The sequence below is a fragment of the Kitasatospora sp. NPDC004615 genome (assembly GCF_042873545.1).
Lineage (GTDB): Bacteria > Actinomycetota > Actinomycetes > Streptomycetales > Streptomycetaceae > Kitasatospora.
In genome coordinates, this window is sequence record NZ_JBIALQ010000004.1 from 425,859 (window position 1) to 445,991 (window position 20,133).

Below are 20,133 nucleotides of genomic sequence, written 5' to 3' on the forward strand. Positions count from 1 at the left end.
ACGAAAGCAGCGGTGTCCAGTGAGCGACCAGAGGATGCGCGACTACCTCAACCGGGTGACCATCGACCTGCGCGACACCCGGCAGCGGCTCCGGGAGGCCGAGGCCCGCACCAGCGAGCCGATCGCGATCGTGGCGATGAGCTGCCGCTTCCCCGGCGGGGTCCGCACCCCGGAGGAGCTGTGGGAACTGCTCGCCGAGGGCCGCGACACCAGCGCGCCCGTCCCCGGCGACCGGGGCTGGGAGCGCGCCTGGCCGTCCGGCGGCACCGTCCCCGGGCGGGGGGCGTTCCTGGACGGCGCGGCCGACTTCGACCCGGAGTTCTTCGGCATCTCGCCCCGTGAGGCGGTCGCCATGGACCCGCAGCAGCGGATGCTGCTGATGACGTCCTGGGAGGCCGTCGAGCAGGCCGGCATCGACCCGCTCACCCTGCGGGGCAGCCGCACCGGGGTGTACGCCGCGGCCATCGACCAGGGGTACGCGACGCTGGGCTCCGCCGCCGCCGAAGCCGTCCAGGGGTTCCTGATGACGGGGAACTCGATGAGCGTGATGTCAGGGCGGGTGTCCTACGCGCTCGGCCTCGAGGGCCCCGCCGTCACCGTGGACACCGCCTGCTCGTCCTCGCTGGTGGCCCTGCACCTCGCGGCGCGGGCGCTGCGGGCCGGCGAGTGCTCGCTCGCCCTCGCCGGCGGCGTCAGCGTGATGGCGCTGCCGGCGGTGTTCGTCGAGTTCAGCCGGCAGGGCGCGATGTCCCCCGACGGCCGCTGCAAGCCGTTCGCGGCGGCCGCGGACGGCACCGGCTGGGGCGAGGGCGTGGGCATGCTGCTGCTGGAGCGACTGTCGGACGCCCGCCGCAACGGCCGTACGGTGCTGGCCGTGCTGCGCGGTTCGGCGATCAACCAGGACGGCGCCAGCAACGGCCTGACGGCGCCGAACGGCCCCTCGCAGCAGCGGGTGATCCGGGCGGCGCTGGCGGACGCGGGGCTGACGGCCGCCGACGTGGACGCGGTGGAGGCGCACGGCACCGGCACCACTCTCGGCGACCCGATCGAGGCCGACGCGCTGCTGGCCACGTACGGCCAGGACCGGCCCGCCGGGCGTCCGCTGTGGCTGGGGTCGCTGAAGTCGAACATCGGGCACACCCAGGCCGCCGCCGGGGTGGCCGGGGTCATCAAGACGGTCCTCGCGCTGCGGCACGGCGTCCTGCCGCGCACCCTGCACGTGGACGCGCCCACCCCGCACGCCGACTGGTCCTCGGGCGCCGTCGAACTCCTCACCGAGGCCCGCGACTGGCCCGCCGTCGACCGGCCGCGCCGGGCCGGGGTGTCCTCGTTCGGTATGAGCGGCACCAACGCGCACGTCGTCCTCGAACAGGCACCGGAGCCGGAACCGGCCGACGCGTCGGAAGCCGTGCCCGGGGCCGTGCTGCCCTGGGTGCTGTCCGGCCGTACCGCGGCCGCGCTCGGGGAGCAGGCGGCCCGGCTGCGTGCCCGGCTCGCCGCGGACGCGCCCGCACGGCCGGCCGACATCGGGTTCTCGCTGGCGACCACCCGGTCCGCCTTCGAACACCGGGCCGTGGTGATCGGCGACGGGCAGCACGAACTGCTCGACGGCCTCGCTGCCCTGTCCGGCCCGGCTCCGGCCGCGTCCGCCGACGTCGTCGCGGGCACCGGCCGGGTCGTCGAGGGCCGGACCGCCATGGTGTTCCCCGGCCAGGGCTCCCAGTGGGACGGCATGGCCCGGGACCTGCTCGCCACCAGCCCCGCCTTCCGGGACCGCCTCGCCGCCTGCGACGCCGCCCTCTCCACCCACGTCGGGTGGTGTCTCCCCGACGTCCTGGCGGGCGCGCCCGGCGCACCCTCCCTGGAGCGGGTGGACGTGGTGCAGCCGGTGCTGTGGGCGGTGATGGTGGCACTGGCCGCGCACTGGGAGTCCTGGGGCGTCCGGCCCGACGCCGTCGTCGGACACAGCCAGGGAGAGATCGCCGCCGCCGTGGTGGCGGGAGCGCTGAGCCTGGAGGACGGGGCGAAGGTCGTCGCCCTGCGCAGCCGGGCCATCCGGGCGCTGGCCGGACTCGGCGGCATGGTCGCGGTGTCCCTGCCCGAGGACCGGGTCCGCGCCGAAATCGCCCCCTGGGCCGAGAAGCTGTCGGTGGCCGCCGTCAACGGGCCCGCCGCCGTGGTGGTCTCCGGGGAGACCGGGGCCCTGGCCGAACTGCTCGCCCACTGCGACGCACAGGGCGTACGGGCCCGGTCCGTGCCGGTGGACTACGCCTCGCACTCGGCCCAGGTCGAACGGATCAGGTCCGAGGTGCTGGCCGCGCTGGCCGGCGTTCGCCCGCTCCCGGCCCGGATCCCGCTGTTCTCCACCGTCACCGGCGACCGGCTCGACACCACGGCCATGGACGCCGACTACTGGTACCGCAACCTCCGCGGGACCGTCCGCTTCGACGCGGCCGTCCGCTCCCTGGTCGAGCAGGGCCATGAGGTCTTCGTCGAGGTGTCGCCGCACCCGGTGCTGACCATGGCCATCCAGGACACCGTCGAGGCCACCGGCGCCGCGGAGCCGCCCGTGGTCGTCGGCACCCTGCGCCGCGACGACGGCGGACCGCGCCGGGCGCTGCGCTCGGCCGCCGAACTGTGGGTGGCGGGCGCGGCCGTCGACTGGTCCGCGGTGTACGCCGGCACCGGCGCCCGCCCGACCGCCCTGCCCGGATACCCCTTCCAGCTGCGGCGCTACTGGCTGGAGCCGGAAGCGCTGCCCGACGCCGGACCGGCCGCCGACCCGCACGACACGGCCTTCTGGCACATGGTCGACCACGAGGCCCCGGCCGAGATCGCCGCCCACCTCGCCGTCGACGAGGACGCCCTCGCCCCCGTCCTGCCGGCCCTGCGCGGCTGGCGCAAACAGCGGCGCGACGAGAGCGTCATCGACTCCTGGCGCTACCGCATCGGCTGGCAGCCCCTGCCCGACCCGCCGGCCACAGGCCCCGCCGCCGGCCGCGCCGCCGGCACCTGGCTCGTCGTCCTGCCCGCCGGACACCGCGACGACGCGCCGGTACGCGGAGCGCTGCTCGCCCTCACCGAAGCGGGCGCCACCGTCGTCACGGCCGAGCTCACCGCCGACGCCGTCCGCCGCACGGACCTCGCGGACACGCTCACCACCGCCCTCGGCGACCGCGTCCCGACCGGCGTGCTGTCGCTGCTGGCCGCCGCCGACCAGCCCCACCCCGACCACCCGGCCCTGCCCACCGGGACGGCACTCACCGTCGCCCTGGTGCAGGCCCTCGGCGACCTCGCCCTCACGGCACCCCTCTGGTGCGCCACCACCGGGGCCGTGTCCACGGGCCCGGACGACCCGGTCACCCACCCCCGCCAGGCACTGGTCTGGGGCACCGGACTGGTGGCCGCGCTCGAACTGTCCGCCCGCTGGGGCGGACTCATCGACCTGCCGCCGGACCTCGACGCCCGCGCCCGGACCCGGCTCGCCGCCGTACTGATGGCCCCCGGTGCGGACGGCGCCGGGCGCGAGGACCAGCTCGCGCTGCGCCCCACCGGCCTGCTGGCCCGCCGTCTCCGGCGCGCCCCCCGCAGCGAGGGCCGCACGGAGCACTGGAAGCCCCGCGGCACCGTCCTGCTGACCGGCGGCACCGGAGCAGTCGGCCCGCACCTCGCCCGCTGGCTGGCCCGCAGCGGCGCCACCCACCTCGTCCTCCCCGGCCGCCGCGGCCCCCAGGCACCCGGCGCGGCCGAACTCGCCGCGGAACTGGCCGCCCTCGGCGTACGACTGACCCTGCCCGTCTGCGACCTGGCGGACCGTCAGGCCGTGGCGGAACTGCTCACCGGCCTGGAGACGGCGGGCGACCCCGTCACCGCGGTCGTCCACGCGGCCGCCTTCGTCGCGCTCGCCCCCCTGGACGGCACGCCGATGTCCGCGTTCGAACAGATCGTCGCCGCCAAGGCCGCCGGTGCCGAACACCTCGACGCCCTGCTCGACCGCGAACTCGACGCCTTCGTCCTGTTCTCCTCGATCGCCGGAGTCTGGGGCAGCGGCGACCACGGCGCCTACGCCGCGGCCAACGCCTACCTCGACGCCCTGGCCCAGCACCGCCGGGCCCGCGGCCTCACCGCCACCAGCGTCGACTGGGGCATCTGGCAGGCCGAGAACCCCCACCTGGACCGCGTCGCCGGAGAGGACGCCGACCTGTTCAAACTGGAGGAGCACGGCCTGCCCCGGATCGCCCCCGACCTCGCGCTGCACGCCCTGCGCCAGGCCCTGGACGACGACGAGACCGTACTCGCCGTCGCCGACGTCGACTGGGAGCGGTTCGCCGCCGTCTTCACCTCCACCCGCCCCAGCCCGCTGCTGACCGGCGTCCCCGAAGCCCGCCGCGCCCTGGAGACCGCGACCGGCGACACGGAGGCACCCGCCGCCGCACAGCTGCGCGAACGGCTCGCCGACCTCGGCGAATCCGAACAGCACCGCCTGCTGCTCGACCTGGTCCGCACCCACGCGGCGGCCGTCCTCGGCCACGCCGGAGTGGACGCCATCCGGCCCGGCACGGCCTTCCAGGACATGGGCTTCGCCTCGCTCACCGCGGTCGAACTCCGCAACCGGCTCAACACCGCCACCGGACTGCGGCTGCCGTCCACCCTGATCTTCGACCACCCGTCGTCCACCGCGCTCGCCCGGGAGATCCGCGCCGAACTGCTCGGCCGACAGGCCGCCGGCCCGGCCCCCGCGGACACCGCCGCGCACCCGGCCGCGCCCGACGACGAGCCGATCGCGATCGTGTCCATGGCCTGCCGCTTCCCCGGCGGCATCGGCACCCCCGAAGACCTGTGGCGCCTGCTCGCCGACGGCGGCGACGCCGTCTCGGACTTCCCCACCGACCGCGGCTGGGACCTCGAGGCCCTCTACGACCCCGACCCCGACCGCCCCGGCACCTCGACCACCCGGCGCGGCGGCTTCCTGCACGACGCCGCCGACTTCGACGCCGAGTTCTTCGGCATCTCGCCGCGCGAGGCCCTCGCCATGGACCCGCAGCAGCGCCTGCTGCTGGAGACCACCTGGGAGGCGATCGAACGCGCCGCCATCGACCCGGCCACCCTGCGCGGCAGCCGCACCGGAGTGTTCACCGGCGTCAACTACGCCGACTACGCGGCCGTCGTCGCCCAGTCCGAGGAAGGAGACGGCCATCTGCTCACCGGCAGCGCACCCAGCGTGGTCTCCGGCCGGGTCGCCTACACCCTGGGCCTCGAAGGCCCCGCGGTGACCGTGGACACGGCCTGCTCCTCCTCCCTGGTCGCCATGCACTACGCCGGCCGTGCGCTGCGCGGCGGCGACTGCTCGCTCGCCCTGGTCGGCGGCGTCGCCGTGATGGCCACCCCCGGCGCCCTGATCAGCTTCTCCCGTCAGCGGGGACTCGCCGAGGACGGCCGCTGCAAGGCCTTCTCGGACGACGCGGACGGCATGGGCATGGGCGAAGGGGTCGGCGTCCTGCTGCTGGAGCGGCTGTCGGACACCCGCCGCAACGGACACCCGGTACTGGCCGTGGTACGCGGCTCCGCCATCAACCAGGACGGTGCCAGCAACGGACTCTCCGCCCCCAACGGCCCCTCGCAGCAGCGGGTGATCCGGGCGGCGCTGGCGGACGCCGGGCTGACCGCGTCCGACGTGGACGTGGTGGAGGCGCACGGCACCGGCACCACCCTCGGCGACCCCATCGAAGCCCAGGCGCTGCTGGCCACCTACGGCCAGGACCGGCCCGCCGACCGACCCCTGCTGGTCGGCTCCCTCAAATCCAACCTCGGCCACGCCCAGGCGGCATCGGGTGTGTCGGGGGTCATCAAGACGGTGCTGTCCATGCAGCACGGGCAGGTGCCCCGCACCCTGCACGTCGGCAGGCCCTCCGGCCACGTCGACTGGACGCGCGGAGCGCTGGCCCTCGCGACCGAGCAGCAGTCCTGGCCCCTCCACGGCCGCCCCTTCCGGGCCGGAGTGTCCTCCTTCGGCCTGAGCGGCACCAACGTCCACACCATCCTCGAACACGCCCCGCTGGACGACGACGGCCCGCCGGCCGAGCGCACCCCCGCCTCGGCGGTGCCCTGGCTGCTGTCGGCGAAGAGCCCGCAGGCACTGCGCGCCCAGGCCGACCGGCTGCGCCGCCACCTGGACGGCAGCCCCGGCTCCGACCCGCGCGACATCGGCTTCGCCCTGTACGGGCGCACCGCCTTCGAGTACCGGAAGGCACTGGTCGGGGACCGGGACCAGCTCCACACCCTGCTGGGCCGGATGGCCGACGACGACTCGGGAGCGTGGGACGGCGGTCGCCCGGTCGACGGTCGGGTGGCGCTGGTGTTCCCGGGTCAGGGCTCGCAGTGGGTCGGGATGGCGGTGGAGCTGCTGGCCGGGTCGGAGGTGTTCGCCGGGCGGATGGCGGAGTGCGAGCGGGCGCTGGCGCCGTATGTCGAGTGGTCGTTGGTGGAGGCGTTGGGTTCGGAGTCCCTGCTGGCGCGGGTGGATGTGGTGCAGCCGGTGCTGTGGGCGGTGATGGTGTCGCTGGCTGAGGTGTGGCGTGCGTTCGGCGTGGTTCCGGACGCGGTGGTGGGCCACTCGCAGGGTGAGATCGCGGCCGCGGTGGTGGCTGGTGGTCTGAGTCTGGAGGACGGGGCGCGGGTGGTCGCGTTGCGTTCCCTGGCGATCCGCGCTCTGGCGGGTCGGGGCGGGATGGCTTCGCTGCCGTTGCCGGTGGAGGTGGTGCGGGAGCGCATCGCGGGCCGGTTGTCGGTGGCGGCGGTGAACGGTCCGTCGTCGACGGTGGTGTCGGGCGATGCGGACGCGGTCGCGGCGCTGGTGGATGAGCTGGTGGGGGAGGGGGTGCGGGCGCGTCTGATCGAGGTCGATTACGCGTCGCACTCCGCACATGTGGAGGAGATCCGCGAGCGTCTGCTGGCCGATCTGGAGGGGATCGCTCCTGCCTCGGGTGCGGTGCCGTTCTTCTCGACGGTGACGGGCAGTTGGCTGGACACGAAGTCCCTGGACGCCGAGTACTGGTACCGCAACCTCCGGGAGACCGTCGAGTTCGGCAAGGCCACCGAGGTGCTGCTGGGGGAGGGCTTCCGGTTCTTCGTCGAGTCCAGTCCGCACGCGGTGCTGGGCGTGGCGGTGGGGGAGTCGGTGGAGGCCGCAGGTGCGGATGCCGTGGTGCTGGGGACGTTGCGTCGCGGGGAGGGCGGCCCGGCGCAGGTGCTGCGCGCGGTGGGCCGTGCGTGGGAGCGCGGGCTGGGGGTGGACTGGTCGGGGGCGTTCCCGGGGGCGCGGCGCGTCGAACTGCCGACGTACGCCTTCCAGCGCACCCGCTACTGGCCCGAGCCGGCGCCCGCCACGGCGGCCGATGTGGGTTCGGCGGGGCTCGACCCGGCCGACCACCCCATTCTCGGGGCGGCCATCGAGCTGGCCGACACGGGTGAGCTGCTGCTCAGCGGCCGGATCTCGCTGCGCACCCACCCTTGGCTCGCCGACCATGCCGTGGCCGGTGCGGTCCTGCTGCCCGGCGCGGCCTTCGCGGAACTCGCCGTACGTGCCGCGGACGAGGCCGGATGCCACGCGGTGGAGGAACTGACGCTCCAGCAGCCGCTGTTGATACCCGCTGACACCGCCGTCCGCGTGCAGGTACGGGTCGGCGCCGCAGACGCGGACGGCAGCCGTTCGCTGGACCTGTTCTCCTGCCGGGAGGACGCGGCAACCCCGCACTGGACCGCGCACGCGACCGGTCGGATCACCGCCGACGCCACGACCCGCGAACCGTCGCCCGCACCCGTACCGGCCGACGCCGGTGCCTGGCCGCCGCCCGGCGCCGTCCCGATCCCCGTCGACGACCTGTACGAGCGGTTCGACGCCTCCGGTTACGGCTACGGACCCGCCTTCCGCGGGCTCACCACCGCCTGGAGCCGGGGCGACGAGATCTTCACCGAGGTGCGTCTGCCCGGGGACCGGGACCGTTCCGCCTCCGCGTTCGGCGTGCACCCCGCGCTCCTGGACGCCGCCCTCCAGGGGCTGTTCCTGAGCGCCCAGCCGGAGACCGGGCCGGGCCCGGACCGGCCCTCCGCCGGGCTGCCGTTCTCCTGGAGCGGGGTCAGGCTGCACGCCTCCGGAGCCACCGCGCTCAGGGTGCGGCTCGGCTTCCGGCCGGACGGATCGGTGTCGATCGACGCGACCGACCCGCACGGCCTCCCGGTCGTGTCGGTCGAGGCGCTCGCCGTCCGCCCGATCGACCTGGACGCCCTCCGCCCCGGCGGCGGCCCGGAGTCCCTCTACCGGCTGCAGTGGTCGGCGGCGCCCGCCACCGCACCCGCCGACCTCCTCGGAGGCTGGGCCGTCCTCGGTGGCCGGGAACTCTTCCCGGACAGCCATCCGGACCTGGCCGCGCTCGGTGCCGCGCTGGACGGGGGAGCGCCGTCGCCCGCCGCGGTCCTGGCCTGGTGCGACCACACCCCGCGCCTGCAGTCCCCGCCCGACGCCGCCTCCGTGCACACCGCGCTGGACGACGCCCTGCGGCTCGTTCAGGACTGGCTCGCCGACGACCGCTTCGCCGACTCGCGCCTGGTGCTCGTCACCCGGGGCGCGGTCTCCACGGAGGCCGGTGAGGAGGTCACCGACCTCACCGGCGCGGCGGTCCGCGGCCTCGTCCGCTCCGCCCAGTCCGAGCACCCGGACCGCTTCCTGCTGATCGACACCGACGACCCGGCCGCCGTGACCGGCCTGCTGCCCCAGGCACTGGCCGGAACGGAACCCCAGCTGGCGATCCGCGCCGAACGGCTCCTCGCCGCCCGCCTCACCAGGGCCGCCGTCGCCACGGACCCGGGCCCGGACGCACCGTCCGGCATCGGCGCGGCCGGCGGAACCGTCCTCGTCACCGGGGCCGGCGGCGCGCTCGGCGGCCTGGTGGCCCAGCACCTCGTGACCGCGCACGGCGTACGGAACCTGCTGCTCGTCGGCAGGCGCGGCGCGGACGCCCCGGGCCTGGCCGACCTCGCCGCCGAACTGCGCGGACACGGCGCCCGGGTGGACGTGGAGGCCTGTGACGTCGCCGACCGGGACGCGCTCGCCGCCCTGCTCGCCGGCATCCCCGCCGACCGTCCGCTGAGTGCGGTCGTCCACGCGGCCGGCGTCCTGGACGACGGGACGGTCGAGTCGCTGACCCCCGACCGGATGCGCCACGTCCTGCGGCCCAAGGTCGACGCGGCCCTCAACCTGCACGCCCTCACCCGTGAGCTGCCGCTGTCGGCCTTCGTCCTCTTCTCCTCCGCGTCCGCCACGGTCGGCAACGCGGGGCAGGGCAACTACGCGGCCGCCAACGCCTTCCTCGACGCGCTCGCCCAGCACCGGCGTGCCCTGCACCTGCCCGCCCAGTCGCTCGCCTGGGGCCTGTGGGCGCAGCGCAGCACCATGACCGGCACGCTCAGCGCCACCGACCTGCGGCGGATGTCCCGGGGCGGCACCGCGGCCATCGGCAGCGAAGAGGGCCTGGCCCTGTTCGACGCGGCGCTCGCCCTGGACGAACCGCTGCTCGTCCCGGTCAAGATCGATCTCGGCCGGCTCCGGACGGCGGCCCGGACCGGGCCCGTCCCCGCCCTGCTCTCCGCGCTGGTCCCCGGGGCCGCACGCCGCCCCGCCTCCGGGGCGGACGCCGCTGAAGCGGACTCGCTGCGCCGCCGGCTGACCGACCTCACCCCGGAGGAGCGCCTCGCCACCCTGCTCGACCTGGTGCGGAGCCGGGCCGCCGACGTCCTCGGCCACGGCGGAGCGGGGGCCGTCGACCCGGACCAGGCGTTCAAGGACCTCGGCTTCGACTCGCTCACCTCCGTCGAACTCCGCAACCGGCTCGGCGCCGCCACCGGCCGCCGGCTGCCCGCGACCCTGGTCTTCGACCACCCCACCCCGGCCGCCGTCGCCGCCTATCTCGCCGGGCGCCTGGTCCCCGACGGGCCGGGCGCCACCGGGAAGGCCACCGGGACGCCGGGCCGGACGGACCGCGCGGACCACGAGATCAGCTCCCTGCTCGCCGCGATCCCACCCGCCGCCCTGCGCCGGGCGGGCCTGCTCGACGCGCTGCTGGACCTCGCCGACCGACCGGACGCACCGGAGACGCCGGCTCCCGCCGCCGACGACATCAGTGGCATGGCCGTCGACGACCTCGTCCGGATGGCCCTGGGCGGCGAACGTGACTGACCGACAGCCGCAGAAGGAGAAGCCCAACCCCATGCCCACCGACACGGACCAGGTGGTCGCCGCCCTGCGCGCCTCGCTGCTGGACAACCAGCGCCTGCGGCAGGAGAACCGGCGGCTCCGCGACGACTCCGCCGAGCCCATCGCCATCGTGGCGATGAGCTGCCGCTACCCCGGTGGCGTGCGCACCCCGGAAGACCTGTGGGACCTGCTGGTCAAGGAGCGCGACGCGGTCTCGCCGTTCCCCGCCGACCGGGGCTGGGACGTCGAGGGCGGCTTCGACGCCGACCCCGACGCCCCGGGCACCTTCTACGTCCGCGAAGGCGGCTTCCTGCACGACGCGACCGGCTTCGACGCCGGCTTCTTCGGTATCTCCCCGCGCGAGGCCCTCGCCATGGACCCGCAGCAGCGGCTGCTGCTGGAAGCGTCCTGGGAGGCGATCGAGCGCGCGGGCATCGACCCGGCGACCCTGCGCGGCAGCCGCACCGGCGTTTACACCGGAGTGATCTACAGCGAGTACGGGTCCCGCCTCGGCCGGGTGCCCGACGAAGTGGAGGGCTTCCTCGGCACCGGCACCATCCCCAGCGTCGCCTCGGGCCGGATCGCCTACACGCTGGGCCTGGAAGGCCCGGCGGTCACCCTGGACACCGCCTGCTCGTCCTCCCTGGTCGCCGTGCACCTCGCCTGCCAGGGACTGCGCTCCGGCGACACCACCCTCGCCCTGGCCGGCGGGGTGACCGTGATGTCCACCCCCGGCCTGTACGTCGGATTCAGCCGCCAGCGCGGCCTGGCACCCGACGGGCGCAGCAAGTCCTTCTCGTCCGCGGCGGACGGCGCCGGGTTCGGGGAGGGCCTGGGCCTGCTCCTGCTGGAACGGCTCTCGGACGCCCGCCGCAACGGGCACCCGGTGCTGGCCGCCATCCGCGGCTCGGCCGTCAACCAGGACGGCGCCAGCAACGGGCTGACCGCCCCGAACGGGCCCGCGCAGCAGCGCGTCATCAACGGGGCGCTCGCCCACGCCGGACTCGCCCCGTCCGAGGTGGACATGGTGGAGGCGCACGGCACCGGCACCGTCCTCGGCGACCCCATCGAGGCCCAGGCGCTGATGGCCACCTACGGGCAGGACCGGCCCGCCGGGCGGCCGCTGCGGCTGGGATCGCTGAAGTCCAACCTGTCCCACACCCAGGCCGCCGCGGGCGTCGGCGGGGTGATCAAGTCGGTGCTCGCGATCCGGCACGGCGTGATGCCGCGCACCCTGCACGTCGACCGCCCCTCGCCCCGCATCGACTGGACCGAGGGAGCCGTCTCGCTGCTCACCGAGGCCACCCCCTGGCCGGAGACGGGACGGCCGCGCCGGGCGGGCGTGTCCTCCTTCGGCGCCAGCGGGACCAACGCGCACGTCATCCTCGAACAGGCCCCGGCCGACCCGACGGCTTCCACCGACACGCCGGTCGACCAGCCTGCCGCCGTCCCCTGGATCCTGTCGGCGCGCACCCCGGAGGCGCTGCGCGCCCAGGCGACGGCGCTGCACGAACGGGTGACGGCGGAACCGGGCCTGAGCGTGCTGGACGTGGGCCGTTCGCTGCTGGCGGGCCGTTCGCGGTTCGCGGAGCGTGCGGTGGTGGTGGGGGCGGACCGGGACGAGCTGCTGGCCGGTCTCGCCGCCCTGTCGCGGGGCAAGGGCTCGGCGGCCGTGCCGGTCGGTGGCGGGCCGCTCCCCGGCCGTTCGGTGCTGGTGTTCCCGGGCCAGGGCTCGCAGTGGGTCGGAATGGCGGTCGAGCTGCTGGGTGAGTCGGAGGTGTTCGCCGGGCGGATGGCCGAGTGTCAGCGGGCTCTGGCGCCTTACGTGGACTGGTCGTTGGCGGAGGCGCTGGGTTCGCAGGCGCTGCTGGCGCGGGTGGATGTGGTGCAGCCGGTGCTGTGGGCGGTGATGGTGTCGCTGGCGGAGGTGTGGCGCGCGTTCGGCGTCGTTCCGGACGCCGTGGTCGGCCACTCGCAGGGTGAGATCGCGGCCGCCGTGGTGGCGGGTGGTCTGAGTCTGGAGGACGGGGCGCGGGTGGTCGCGCTGCGTTCCCGCGCGGTGGGGACGATCGCGGGCCGGGGCGGTATGGCCTCGGTGCCCCTGCCGGTGGACGTGGTGCGGGAGCGCATCGCGGGCCGGCTGTCGGTGGCCGCGGTCAACGGCCCGTCGTCGACAGCGGTGTCGGGCGACGCGGACGCGGTCACGGCGCTGGTGGAGGAACTCCTGGAAGAAGGGGTGTGGGCGACTCGGATCGAAGCCGACTACGCGTCGCACTCCGCACACGTGGAGGAGATCCGCGAGCGCCTGCTCGCCGACCTGGACGGCATCGTGCCGCTGTCCGGCGCGGTGCCGTACTACTCCAGCGTGACCGGCGGCCTGCTGGACACCAAGGCCCTGGACGCCGAGTACTGGTACCGCAACCTCCGGCAGACCGTCGAGTTCGAGCAGGCCACCCGCGCGCTCCTCGCGGCCGGCCACCGCGTCTTCATCGAGTCCAGCCCCCAGCCGGCCCTGATGTACGGGATCGAGGACACGGCCGCCGACGAGGGCGCCCCGGAGACGGTGGTGCTCGACACCCTGCGGCGCGGAGCCGGAGGGCTCCGCCGGCTCCAGCTCGCCCTCGCCGGGGCACACGTCCGGGGCCTGCGCGTCGACTGGGAACGGCTGTTCGCGGGAACCGGCGCCCAGCGGGTGGACCTGCCCACCTACGCCTTCCAGCGCCGCCGCTACTGGCTCGACGCCCTGCCGGCCGACCGGGACCAGGCGGCCACCGGCCAATCCGCCGCGGACCACCCGCTGCTCGGCGCCGCGATCGAACTGCCCGACGACGCGGGCACCCTCTTCACCGGCCGGCTCTCTCCGGCCACCCACCCCTGGCTCGTCGACCACGCCGTGGCCGGAGCCGTCATCCTGCCCGGCGCGGCCCTCGTGGAGCTGGCCGCGTACGCGGGCCGCCACCACGGCTGCGCCCTCGTGGAGGAACTGACCCTCGCCGCCCCGCTGCTGCTGCCCGACGACCACGCCGTACAGCTGCGCGTACGAGTGGGTGCCGAAGACGGCACGGGCCGGCGCCCGGTGGAGTTCCACTCCCGGCCCGAGGCCGCCCCCGGCGCCGCCGACCGGCCCTGGACCCGGCACGCGACCGGCACGGTCGGTCCCCGGGACTCCTCGGCCGATCCGGACGACATGGCCGGACCGGCCGGCGCGTGGCCCCCGCCCGGCGCCGTCCCGCTGGACGTGGACGAGCTGTACGGGCTGCTCGAGGCCCGTGGCGTCGCCTACGGCCCGGCGTTCCGGGGCCTGCGCGCCGCCTGGCGCACCGCGGACGCGATCCACGCCGAAGTGGCCCGGCCCGACGGCCTCCCCGGCACCGGGGCGGACGGCTTCGGCGTGCACCCGGCGCTCCTGGACGCGGCCCTCCAGACGACCGGCCTGCGCGAAGGCGCCGCGACCGCGGAGCCCGCCGACGGCGTCCCCCTGCCGTTCTCCTGGCAGCGCGTCGCGATCGAAGCCTCCGACGCGCCGGTCCTGCGCGTCCGGCTGCGCCCCGACGGCCCCGACGCCGTCACCGCGCGGATCACCGATCCCTCGGGGCGCACCGTGGCGACGGTCGGCTCGCTCACCCTGCGGACGGCGTCCACCGCCGCGCTGCGGGCGTCCTCCGGCTCCGTCTTCCACGTCGGCTGGACGCCGGTCACCGCCGGGCCCGGTCCGCGCCCGGTCACCCGCTGGGGCCTCCTCGGCCCGCGGGACGAGCGGCTGCTGCCGGACGCCTTCCCCGTCGAACCCCGGTCCGCGACACCCGACGCGGTGCTGCTGACCTGCCCGCCGTCCGTCGACGCCCCCGCCTTGGACGCGGACCCCGCGGCGGTGCACGCGGTCGCGGCCGGGGTGCTGGACCGCGTGCAGGCCCACCTGGCCGACGACAGCACCGCCCGGACGCCCCTGGTGGTGCTCACCCGGGGAGCGACCGGCCCGCTCGGCGCGCGGCCGGCGGACCCCGGCGCGGCGGCCGTCTGGGGCATGCTCAGGGCCGCTCAGCTCGAACACCCCGACCGGTTCGTGCTGCTGGACACCGAAGGGCCGGACCAGGACGGTCTCGGCGACGCGCTCGCCGACCTCCTCGCCACGGGCGAACCGCAGGCGGCGCTGCGCGGCGGCGTCCTGTACGCCCCGCGACTGGTACGGCCCACGGCCTCCGCCCCCGCCTCCGCCCCCGCGATCCGGTCGGCCGGCGCGTTCGGGCCGTCCGAGGGGACGGTGCTGCTGAGCGGCGGTGGCGCCCTCGCGGCCGTCCTGGCGCGGCACCTGGTCGCCGCGCACGGGGTACGCCACCTCCTCGTGCTGAGCCGCCGCGGCGCCGACGCCCCCGGCCTGCCGGAGCTGGCGGCGGAGCTGGCCGGGGCCGGAGCCGAGGTGACCGCCCTCGCCTGCGACGTGTCCGACCGCCGGGCCCTGGCCGCCGCCCTGGCCGCCATCCCCGCGAGCCGTCCGCTGTGCGCCGTCGTGCACACCGCCGGAGTGCTCGACGACGGCCTGCTGGACGGGCTGACGGCGGAGCGGATGGCCGCCGTCCTGCGGCCCAAGTTCGATGCCGCCCGCCACCTCGACCAGCTGACGCGCGGAGCGGACCTCGCCGCGTTCGTCGTCTTCTCCTCCGCCGCCGGCGTGCTGGGCAGCCCCGGCCAGGCGTCCTACTCGGCCGCCAACGCCGCACTCGACGCCCTCGTCGCGGAACGCCGACGGCTCGGGCTCCCCGGCCTGTCCCTGGCCTGGGGGCCCTGGGAGCGGGTGAGCGGGATGACGGCGGAACTCGCCGGCCCCGACCGGCGGCGGATCGACCGGCGCGGCGCCCGCGGCCTCTCCGACGAGGAGGCCATGGCCCTGCTGGACACCGTGTGCGCCGCGGACGCCGCCCCGCCGGGAGACGGGAGCCCCGTCGTCCTGGCCCACCTCGACCTCCCCGTGAGCGGCGACGGCCCGGTCCACCCGATGCTGCGCTCCCTGGTCCGGCGCGGCCCGGCCGCGACGGCCGGGGCGAAGGCGGCGCCGAGCGCCACCGCGGCGCTGCGGCACCGGCTCGACACCGCCGCCGGCGCGCGGGAACGCGAGCTGATCCTGCGTGAACTCGTCCTCACCGAGGCCGCCGAAGTCCTCGGCCACACCGACTCGGGGGCACTGTCCGCGACGGCGCCCTTCCTCTCCGTCGGCTTCGACTCGCTGACCGCGGTCGAACTCCGCAACCGGCTGGCCGCCGCCACCGGAGTGCGGTTGCGGCCCTCCGCCGTCTTCGACAGCGGAACCCCCACCGCGCTCGCGGCACGCCTCGCCGCCGAGGCCCGGACGGAAGACACCCCCCGGCCCGAAGCGGCACCCGTGGCCGATGCCGTTGACACCGGCACCGGCACCGACCCGGCGAGCGTGCTGTTCCGCCGGGCCTGCGCACTCGGCCGGGTCGACGAGGGCATCGCGCTGCTCAAGAACGCCTCCGCCCTGCGCCCGGCCTTCCACAGCGGCAGCGACCTCGCGGCCGCCGGCGCCGGCCCGCGGCTGCTGCACCTGAACGAGCGCGCCGACGCCCCCGTACTCGTCTGCTTCGGCTCCATCGTCGCCCTCGGCGGCGCCCACCAGTACGCCCGCTTCGCCTCCCGCTTCCGGGACCGCTACGCCGTCGCCGCCCTGGACGCCCCCGGGTTCACCCCCGAGGAGGAACTGCCCGCCGACATGTCGGCCCTGCTGGACTTCCAGGCGACGACCCTGCTCCGGGAACTGCCCGGACGGACGCTCGTCCTGGCCGGCTCCTCCTCCGGCGGCACGCTCGCCCACGGAGTGGCCACCGAGCTGGAGCGGCGCGGCGCGGGCCCGGCGGCCGTGGTGCTGCTGGACACCTACCTCTCCGACAACCGGGGCATCACGCAGTTCAACGACGTCCTGCTGGGCGGCATGTTCGCCCGCGAGGAGCGGGCGGCCCCGATGGACGGGACCCGGCTGACCGCGATGGGCGGCTACTTCCGGCTGCTCGACGACTGGAAGCCCCCGGCGGTCCGCGCCCCGCTGCTGCTGGTCCGCGCCTCCACCCCGCTCGGCAGCCCGTCCGCCGACGCCGGTGAGTGGCGCGCGTCCTGGGAGGGCGCCGACGCCGTCGTCGACGTTCCCGGAGACCACTTCTCGCTCATGGAGCAGCACGTCGCGACCACCGGCGACGCCGTCGCCGACTGGCTCGACGCGACCCTGCGCACCCCCGACACCTTCCGTACCCCCGACGGCCAGTGAGAACGAAGGAGAACCCGTTGACCACCGCCCCCTATGACGATTCCCCCCCGCGGCACGCCCTCACGGTGCTGGGAGCCGGGGTGATGGGCGTCGGAATCACCGTCCTCGCCCTCGGGCACGGCCTGCCGGTCCACCTGGTCGACGTCGACCGGGAACGGCTCGACCGGGCCGCGGACCTGATCGGCGGCGAACTCCGGCTGGCCGAGCTGATGGGCGCACTGCCCGCCGGGACGCCCCTCGGCACCCTGGCCACCGACACCTCGCTCAAGGCCGCCGCCGGAGCCACCGCCGTCATCGAGGCGGTCACCGAGAACGCCGCGATCAAGGCCGCCGTTCTGTCCGAGGTCTCCGGACTGGTCCGGCCCGGAACCCTGCTGATCACCAACACCTCCTCCATCCCCGTCGACGAACTGGCCGGGGCCCTGGAGCGGCCGGAGGAACTGGTCGGCACCCACTTCATGAACCCGCCCTACCTGATCGGAACCGCCGAAGTGGTCCGCGGCGCCAGGACCGGGGACTCCGCGATGGCCGCCGTGGCGGCCCTGCTCACGGCACTGCGGCGGAAGGCGGTGGTCGTCCGGGACGCGCCCGGCTTCGTGACCAGCCGCATCCTGCACCCGATGATCAACGACGCGGCCCGGGTCGTGCAGGAGGGCACGGCGACCGCCGAGGACGTCGACGCCCTGATGCAGGGCTGCCTGGGACACCCCACCGGCCCGCTGCGCACCGCGGACCTGATCGGCATCGACAACCTCGTCGACTCCCTCACCGTGCTCCACGAACGCACCGGCGACGACGGCTGCCGCCCCACCGAACTGCTGCTCCGGCTGGTCCGCGAGGGCCGGCTGGGCCGCAAGTCCGGGCGCGGCTTCTACGACTACACCTGATCACCCCGACCGCACCTGATCACCCCGATCACCCCGGATCACCCCGAGAAGGAGACGGCCATGAGCACGACGAACACGCCCGACATCCACGCCCTGGAGAAGGAACTGCTGGAGTTCCTGGAAGGACGCACCGGAACCGCCTGGGACGCCGACACCGACCTGTTCGACGCCGGCGGGCTGTCGTCCCTCTTCGCCATGCAGGTGGTGGTGCACCTGGAGAAGACCTACGCCATAGCCGTCCGCGGCGCGGACCTGCGGCTGGACAACTTCCGCACCGTGCGGCGGATGGCCGAGCTGGTGGCCCGGCTCCAGGAGCCCGCCGTCGGGGGCCAGCATGGGTGAGGACCTGAGCGGCGCCATGACCGCCGTCACCCTGCGGGTCGGCGACCTGGCGGGGGAGTGGGACCGGACCGGCCTCATCCCGCGGGACCTGCTCCGCGAGCTGGGTGCCGAGGGCCGGCTGTGCGCCGAAGTCCCGTCGCAGTACGGCGGCTGGGGGCTCAGCAGCACGCACAGCGGCGCGTACACCGCCCACGTGGGCGGCCTGTGCAGCTCGCTGCGCAGCGTGATGACCTCCCAGGGCATGGCGGCGTGGACCATCCAGCGCCTGGGCACCGCCGAGCAGGCGGCCGTTTACCTCCCCCGGCTGACCGGCGGCGAGCTGGCGGCGGTCGGTTTCAGCGAGCCCGGCGCCGGCAGCGACCTCTCGGCGATGACGACGACCGTCCGCCGCGACGGCGACACGGTCGTCGTCGACGGACAGAAGAAATGGGTGACCGCCGCCCACTACGCCGACCTGCTGGTCATCGTCGGCCGCTACGAGGACGGCGCGGTGGCCGTCGTGGTGCCCGCCGACGCGCCCGGCGTCCGGATCGAGCGGATCGCCGACCCGCTCGGCTGCCGCGCGGCCGGACACGCCGACGTGCACCTCGACGGGGTGCGGCTGCCCGCCGACAGCGTCCTGGGCGGTCACGGACTGCCGCCGGCCCTGCTGGTGACGACGGCGCTGGCCTACGGGCGGATGTCCGTCGCCTGGGGGTGTGTGGGCATCCTGCGGGCCTGTCTGGCGGCGGCCACCTCGCACGCCGCCGGACGGGAGCAGTTCGGCAAACCGCTCGCGGAGCACCAGCTCGTCGCCGGACACCTCGCCGACCTCTACACGGCCGAGCAGGTGGCCACCCGGGTCTGCGAGCACGCCAGCCGCTGCTGGGACGAAGGGTCGCCGGACCAGGTGGTGGCGACCGTGCTGGCCAAGCACGTCAGCGCGACCCAGGCCGCGCAGGCCGCGGCGACGGCTGTCCAGGTACTGGCCTCGGCCGGCTCCCGGGACGGGCACACGGTGGCCCGGGCGTACCGGGACGCCAAGATGATGGAGATCATCGAGGGCAGCAACGAGCTGTGCCGACTGATGCTGGCGCAGCACGCCCTCTCCGCTACGGGGGCACTGTGAGCGGTCCCGCGGCCGACGAGACGAGGAAGGACGACATGGCTGAGACCGTCAAGTGCCTGGTCTGGGACCTGGACGGCACCCTCTGGCAGGGCACCCTGCTGGAGGACGGCGAGGTGCACCTGCCGGACGAGGTGCGCAAGGTGGTGATCGAGCTCGACTCCCGCGGCATCCTGCAGTCCGTCGCCAGCCGCAACGACCACGAGCACGCCTGGGCCCGGCTGGAGGCGTTCGGCCTGGCCGAGTACTTCGTCCTGCCGGAGATCGGGTGGGGCGCGAAGTCCGAGTCGGTGCGCCGGATCGCCGACCGGCTGAACTTCGCGCACACGACCATCGCCTTCGTCGACGACCGGCCCGCCGAACGCGCCGAAGTGGCCTTCCACCTGCCCGACGTCCGCTGCTACCCGGCCGAGCAGGTCCTCGACCTCCCCGAACTCGCCGAGTTCACCCCCGCGACCAGCACCGTCGACTCCCGGCGGCGGCGCCAGATGTACCAGGCGGGCTTCCGCCGCGAGGCCGAGCGGGCGGCCGCCCCCGGCCCCGACGAGGAGTTCCTGCGCTCCCTGGACCTGCGGATGCGCATCGGCCGGGCCACCGGCGAGGAACTGTCCCGGGTCGAGGAACTCACCCTGCGCACCAGCCAGATGAACGCGACCGGGGTCCACTACCCGGACGCGGTGCTGCGCGGCCTGATCACCGACCCCCGGCACGAGGTCCTGGTGGTCACCCTCACCGACCGGTTCGGCCCGCACGGCGCGGTCGGCGTCCTGCTGCTGGAGCGGCACCCGGGCCTGTGGCACCTCAAGCTGCTCGCCACCTCCTGCCGGGTCGTCGCCTACGGTGCCGGCGCGACCCTGCTGAACTGGCTGGCCGACGCCGCCGCCCGGGCCGGGGTCCACCTGGTCGCGGACTTCCGGGCGACCGAACGCAACCGGATGATGGAGATCGCCTACCGGTTCGCGGGCTTCGAGGGCCTGGACGAAGCCCCGTGCCCGTGCGCCGACGTCCTCGCACCGGCCCCGGAGGACACCGGACTCCAGCGCCTGCACCTGGTCCCCGGCCCGCGCGTGGTGTCCACCGTCATCAGCGTGGACGCACCCGACCTGACCACGCCGGAAGGGGGTCCGGGAACACCGTGACGGCCGCGGGGCCCGGGGGGCCCCGGGGGGCCCGGCCCCCGCCCCCCGCTTTGAGCGCCTTCGGGCCAGGGTGATCCCCGCGGGCAACAAACTCCCCGCCCACACCCCCCCGCGGGGCCACGGCCGGGCCCGGGTTA

At 75.6% G+C, this 20,133-nt stretch carries 6 protein-coding genes; all 6 read left to right on the plus strand.

Features of this window, described 5'->3' with window-relative positions:
• Positions 1-19 precede the first annotated feature (19 nt).
• The 6 genes from ACFYS8_RS16700 to ACFYS8_RS16725 are packed head-to-tail and all read left to right on the plus strand — an operon-like array spanning position 20 to position 19,996.
• Positions 20-10,231, plus strand: coding sequence for a type I polyketide synthase (locus tag ACFYS8_RS16700; RefSeq protein ID WP_387641603.1), 10,212 nt, complete (start codon positions 20-22; stop codon positions 10,229-10,231).
• A 31-nt stretch (positions 10,232-10,262) separates the two neighbouring features.
• A complete protein-coding gene (locus ACFYS8_RS16705) occupies positions 10,263-16,523 on the plus strand; it encodes a type I polyketide synthase (protein ID WP_387641605.1) in 6,261 nt (2,086 codons plus the stop codon).
• A gap of 17 nt (positions 16,524-16,540) precedes the next feature.
• The gene (locus tag ACFYS8_RS16710) at positions 16,541-17,410 is read left to right on the plus strand and encodes a 3-hydroxyacyl-CoA dehydrogenase family protein (RefSeq protein ID WP_387641608.1); all 870 of its coding nucleotides are present in this window, start codon (positions 16,541-16,543) and stop codon (positions 17,408-17,410) included.
• Positions 17,411-17,470: 60 nt separating this feature from the next.
• A complete protein-coding gene (locus ACFYS8_RS16715; protein WP_387641610.1) occupies positions 17,471-17,752 on the plus strand; it encodes an acyl carrier protein in 282 nt (93 codons plus the stop codon).
• The gene (locus ACFYS8_RS16720; RefSeq protein ID WP_387641613.1) at positions 17,745-18,860 is read left to right on the plus strand and encodes an acyl-CoA dehydrogenase family protein; all 1,116 of its coding nucleotides are present in this window, start codon (positions 17,745-17,747) and stop codon (positions 18,858-18,860) included. The genes ACFYS8_RS16715 and ACFYS8_RS16720 overlap by 8 nt, the downstream gene beginning before the upstream one ends.
• 35 nt (positions 18,861-18,895) lie before the next feature.
• Positions 18,896-19,996, plus strand: coding sequence for an HAD-IIIC family phosphatase (locus tag ACFYS8_RS16725; RefSeq protein ID WP_387641615.1), 1,101 nt, complete (start codon positions 18,896-18,898; stop codon positions 19,994-19,996).
• The last annotated feature ends 137 nt before the right edge of the window (positions 19,997-20,133 follow it).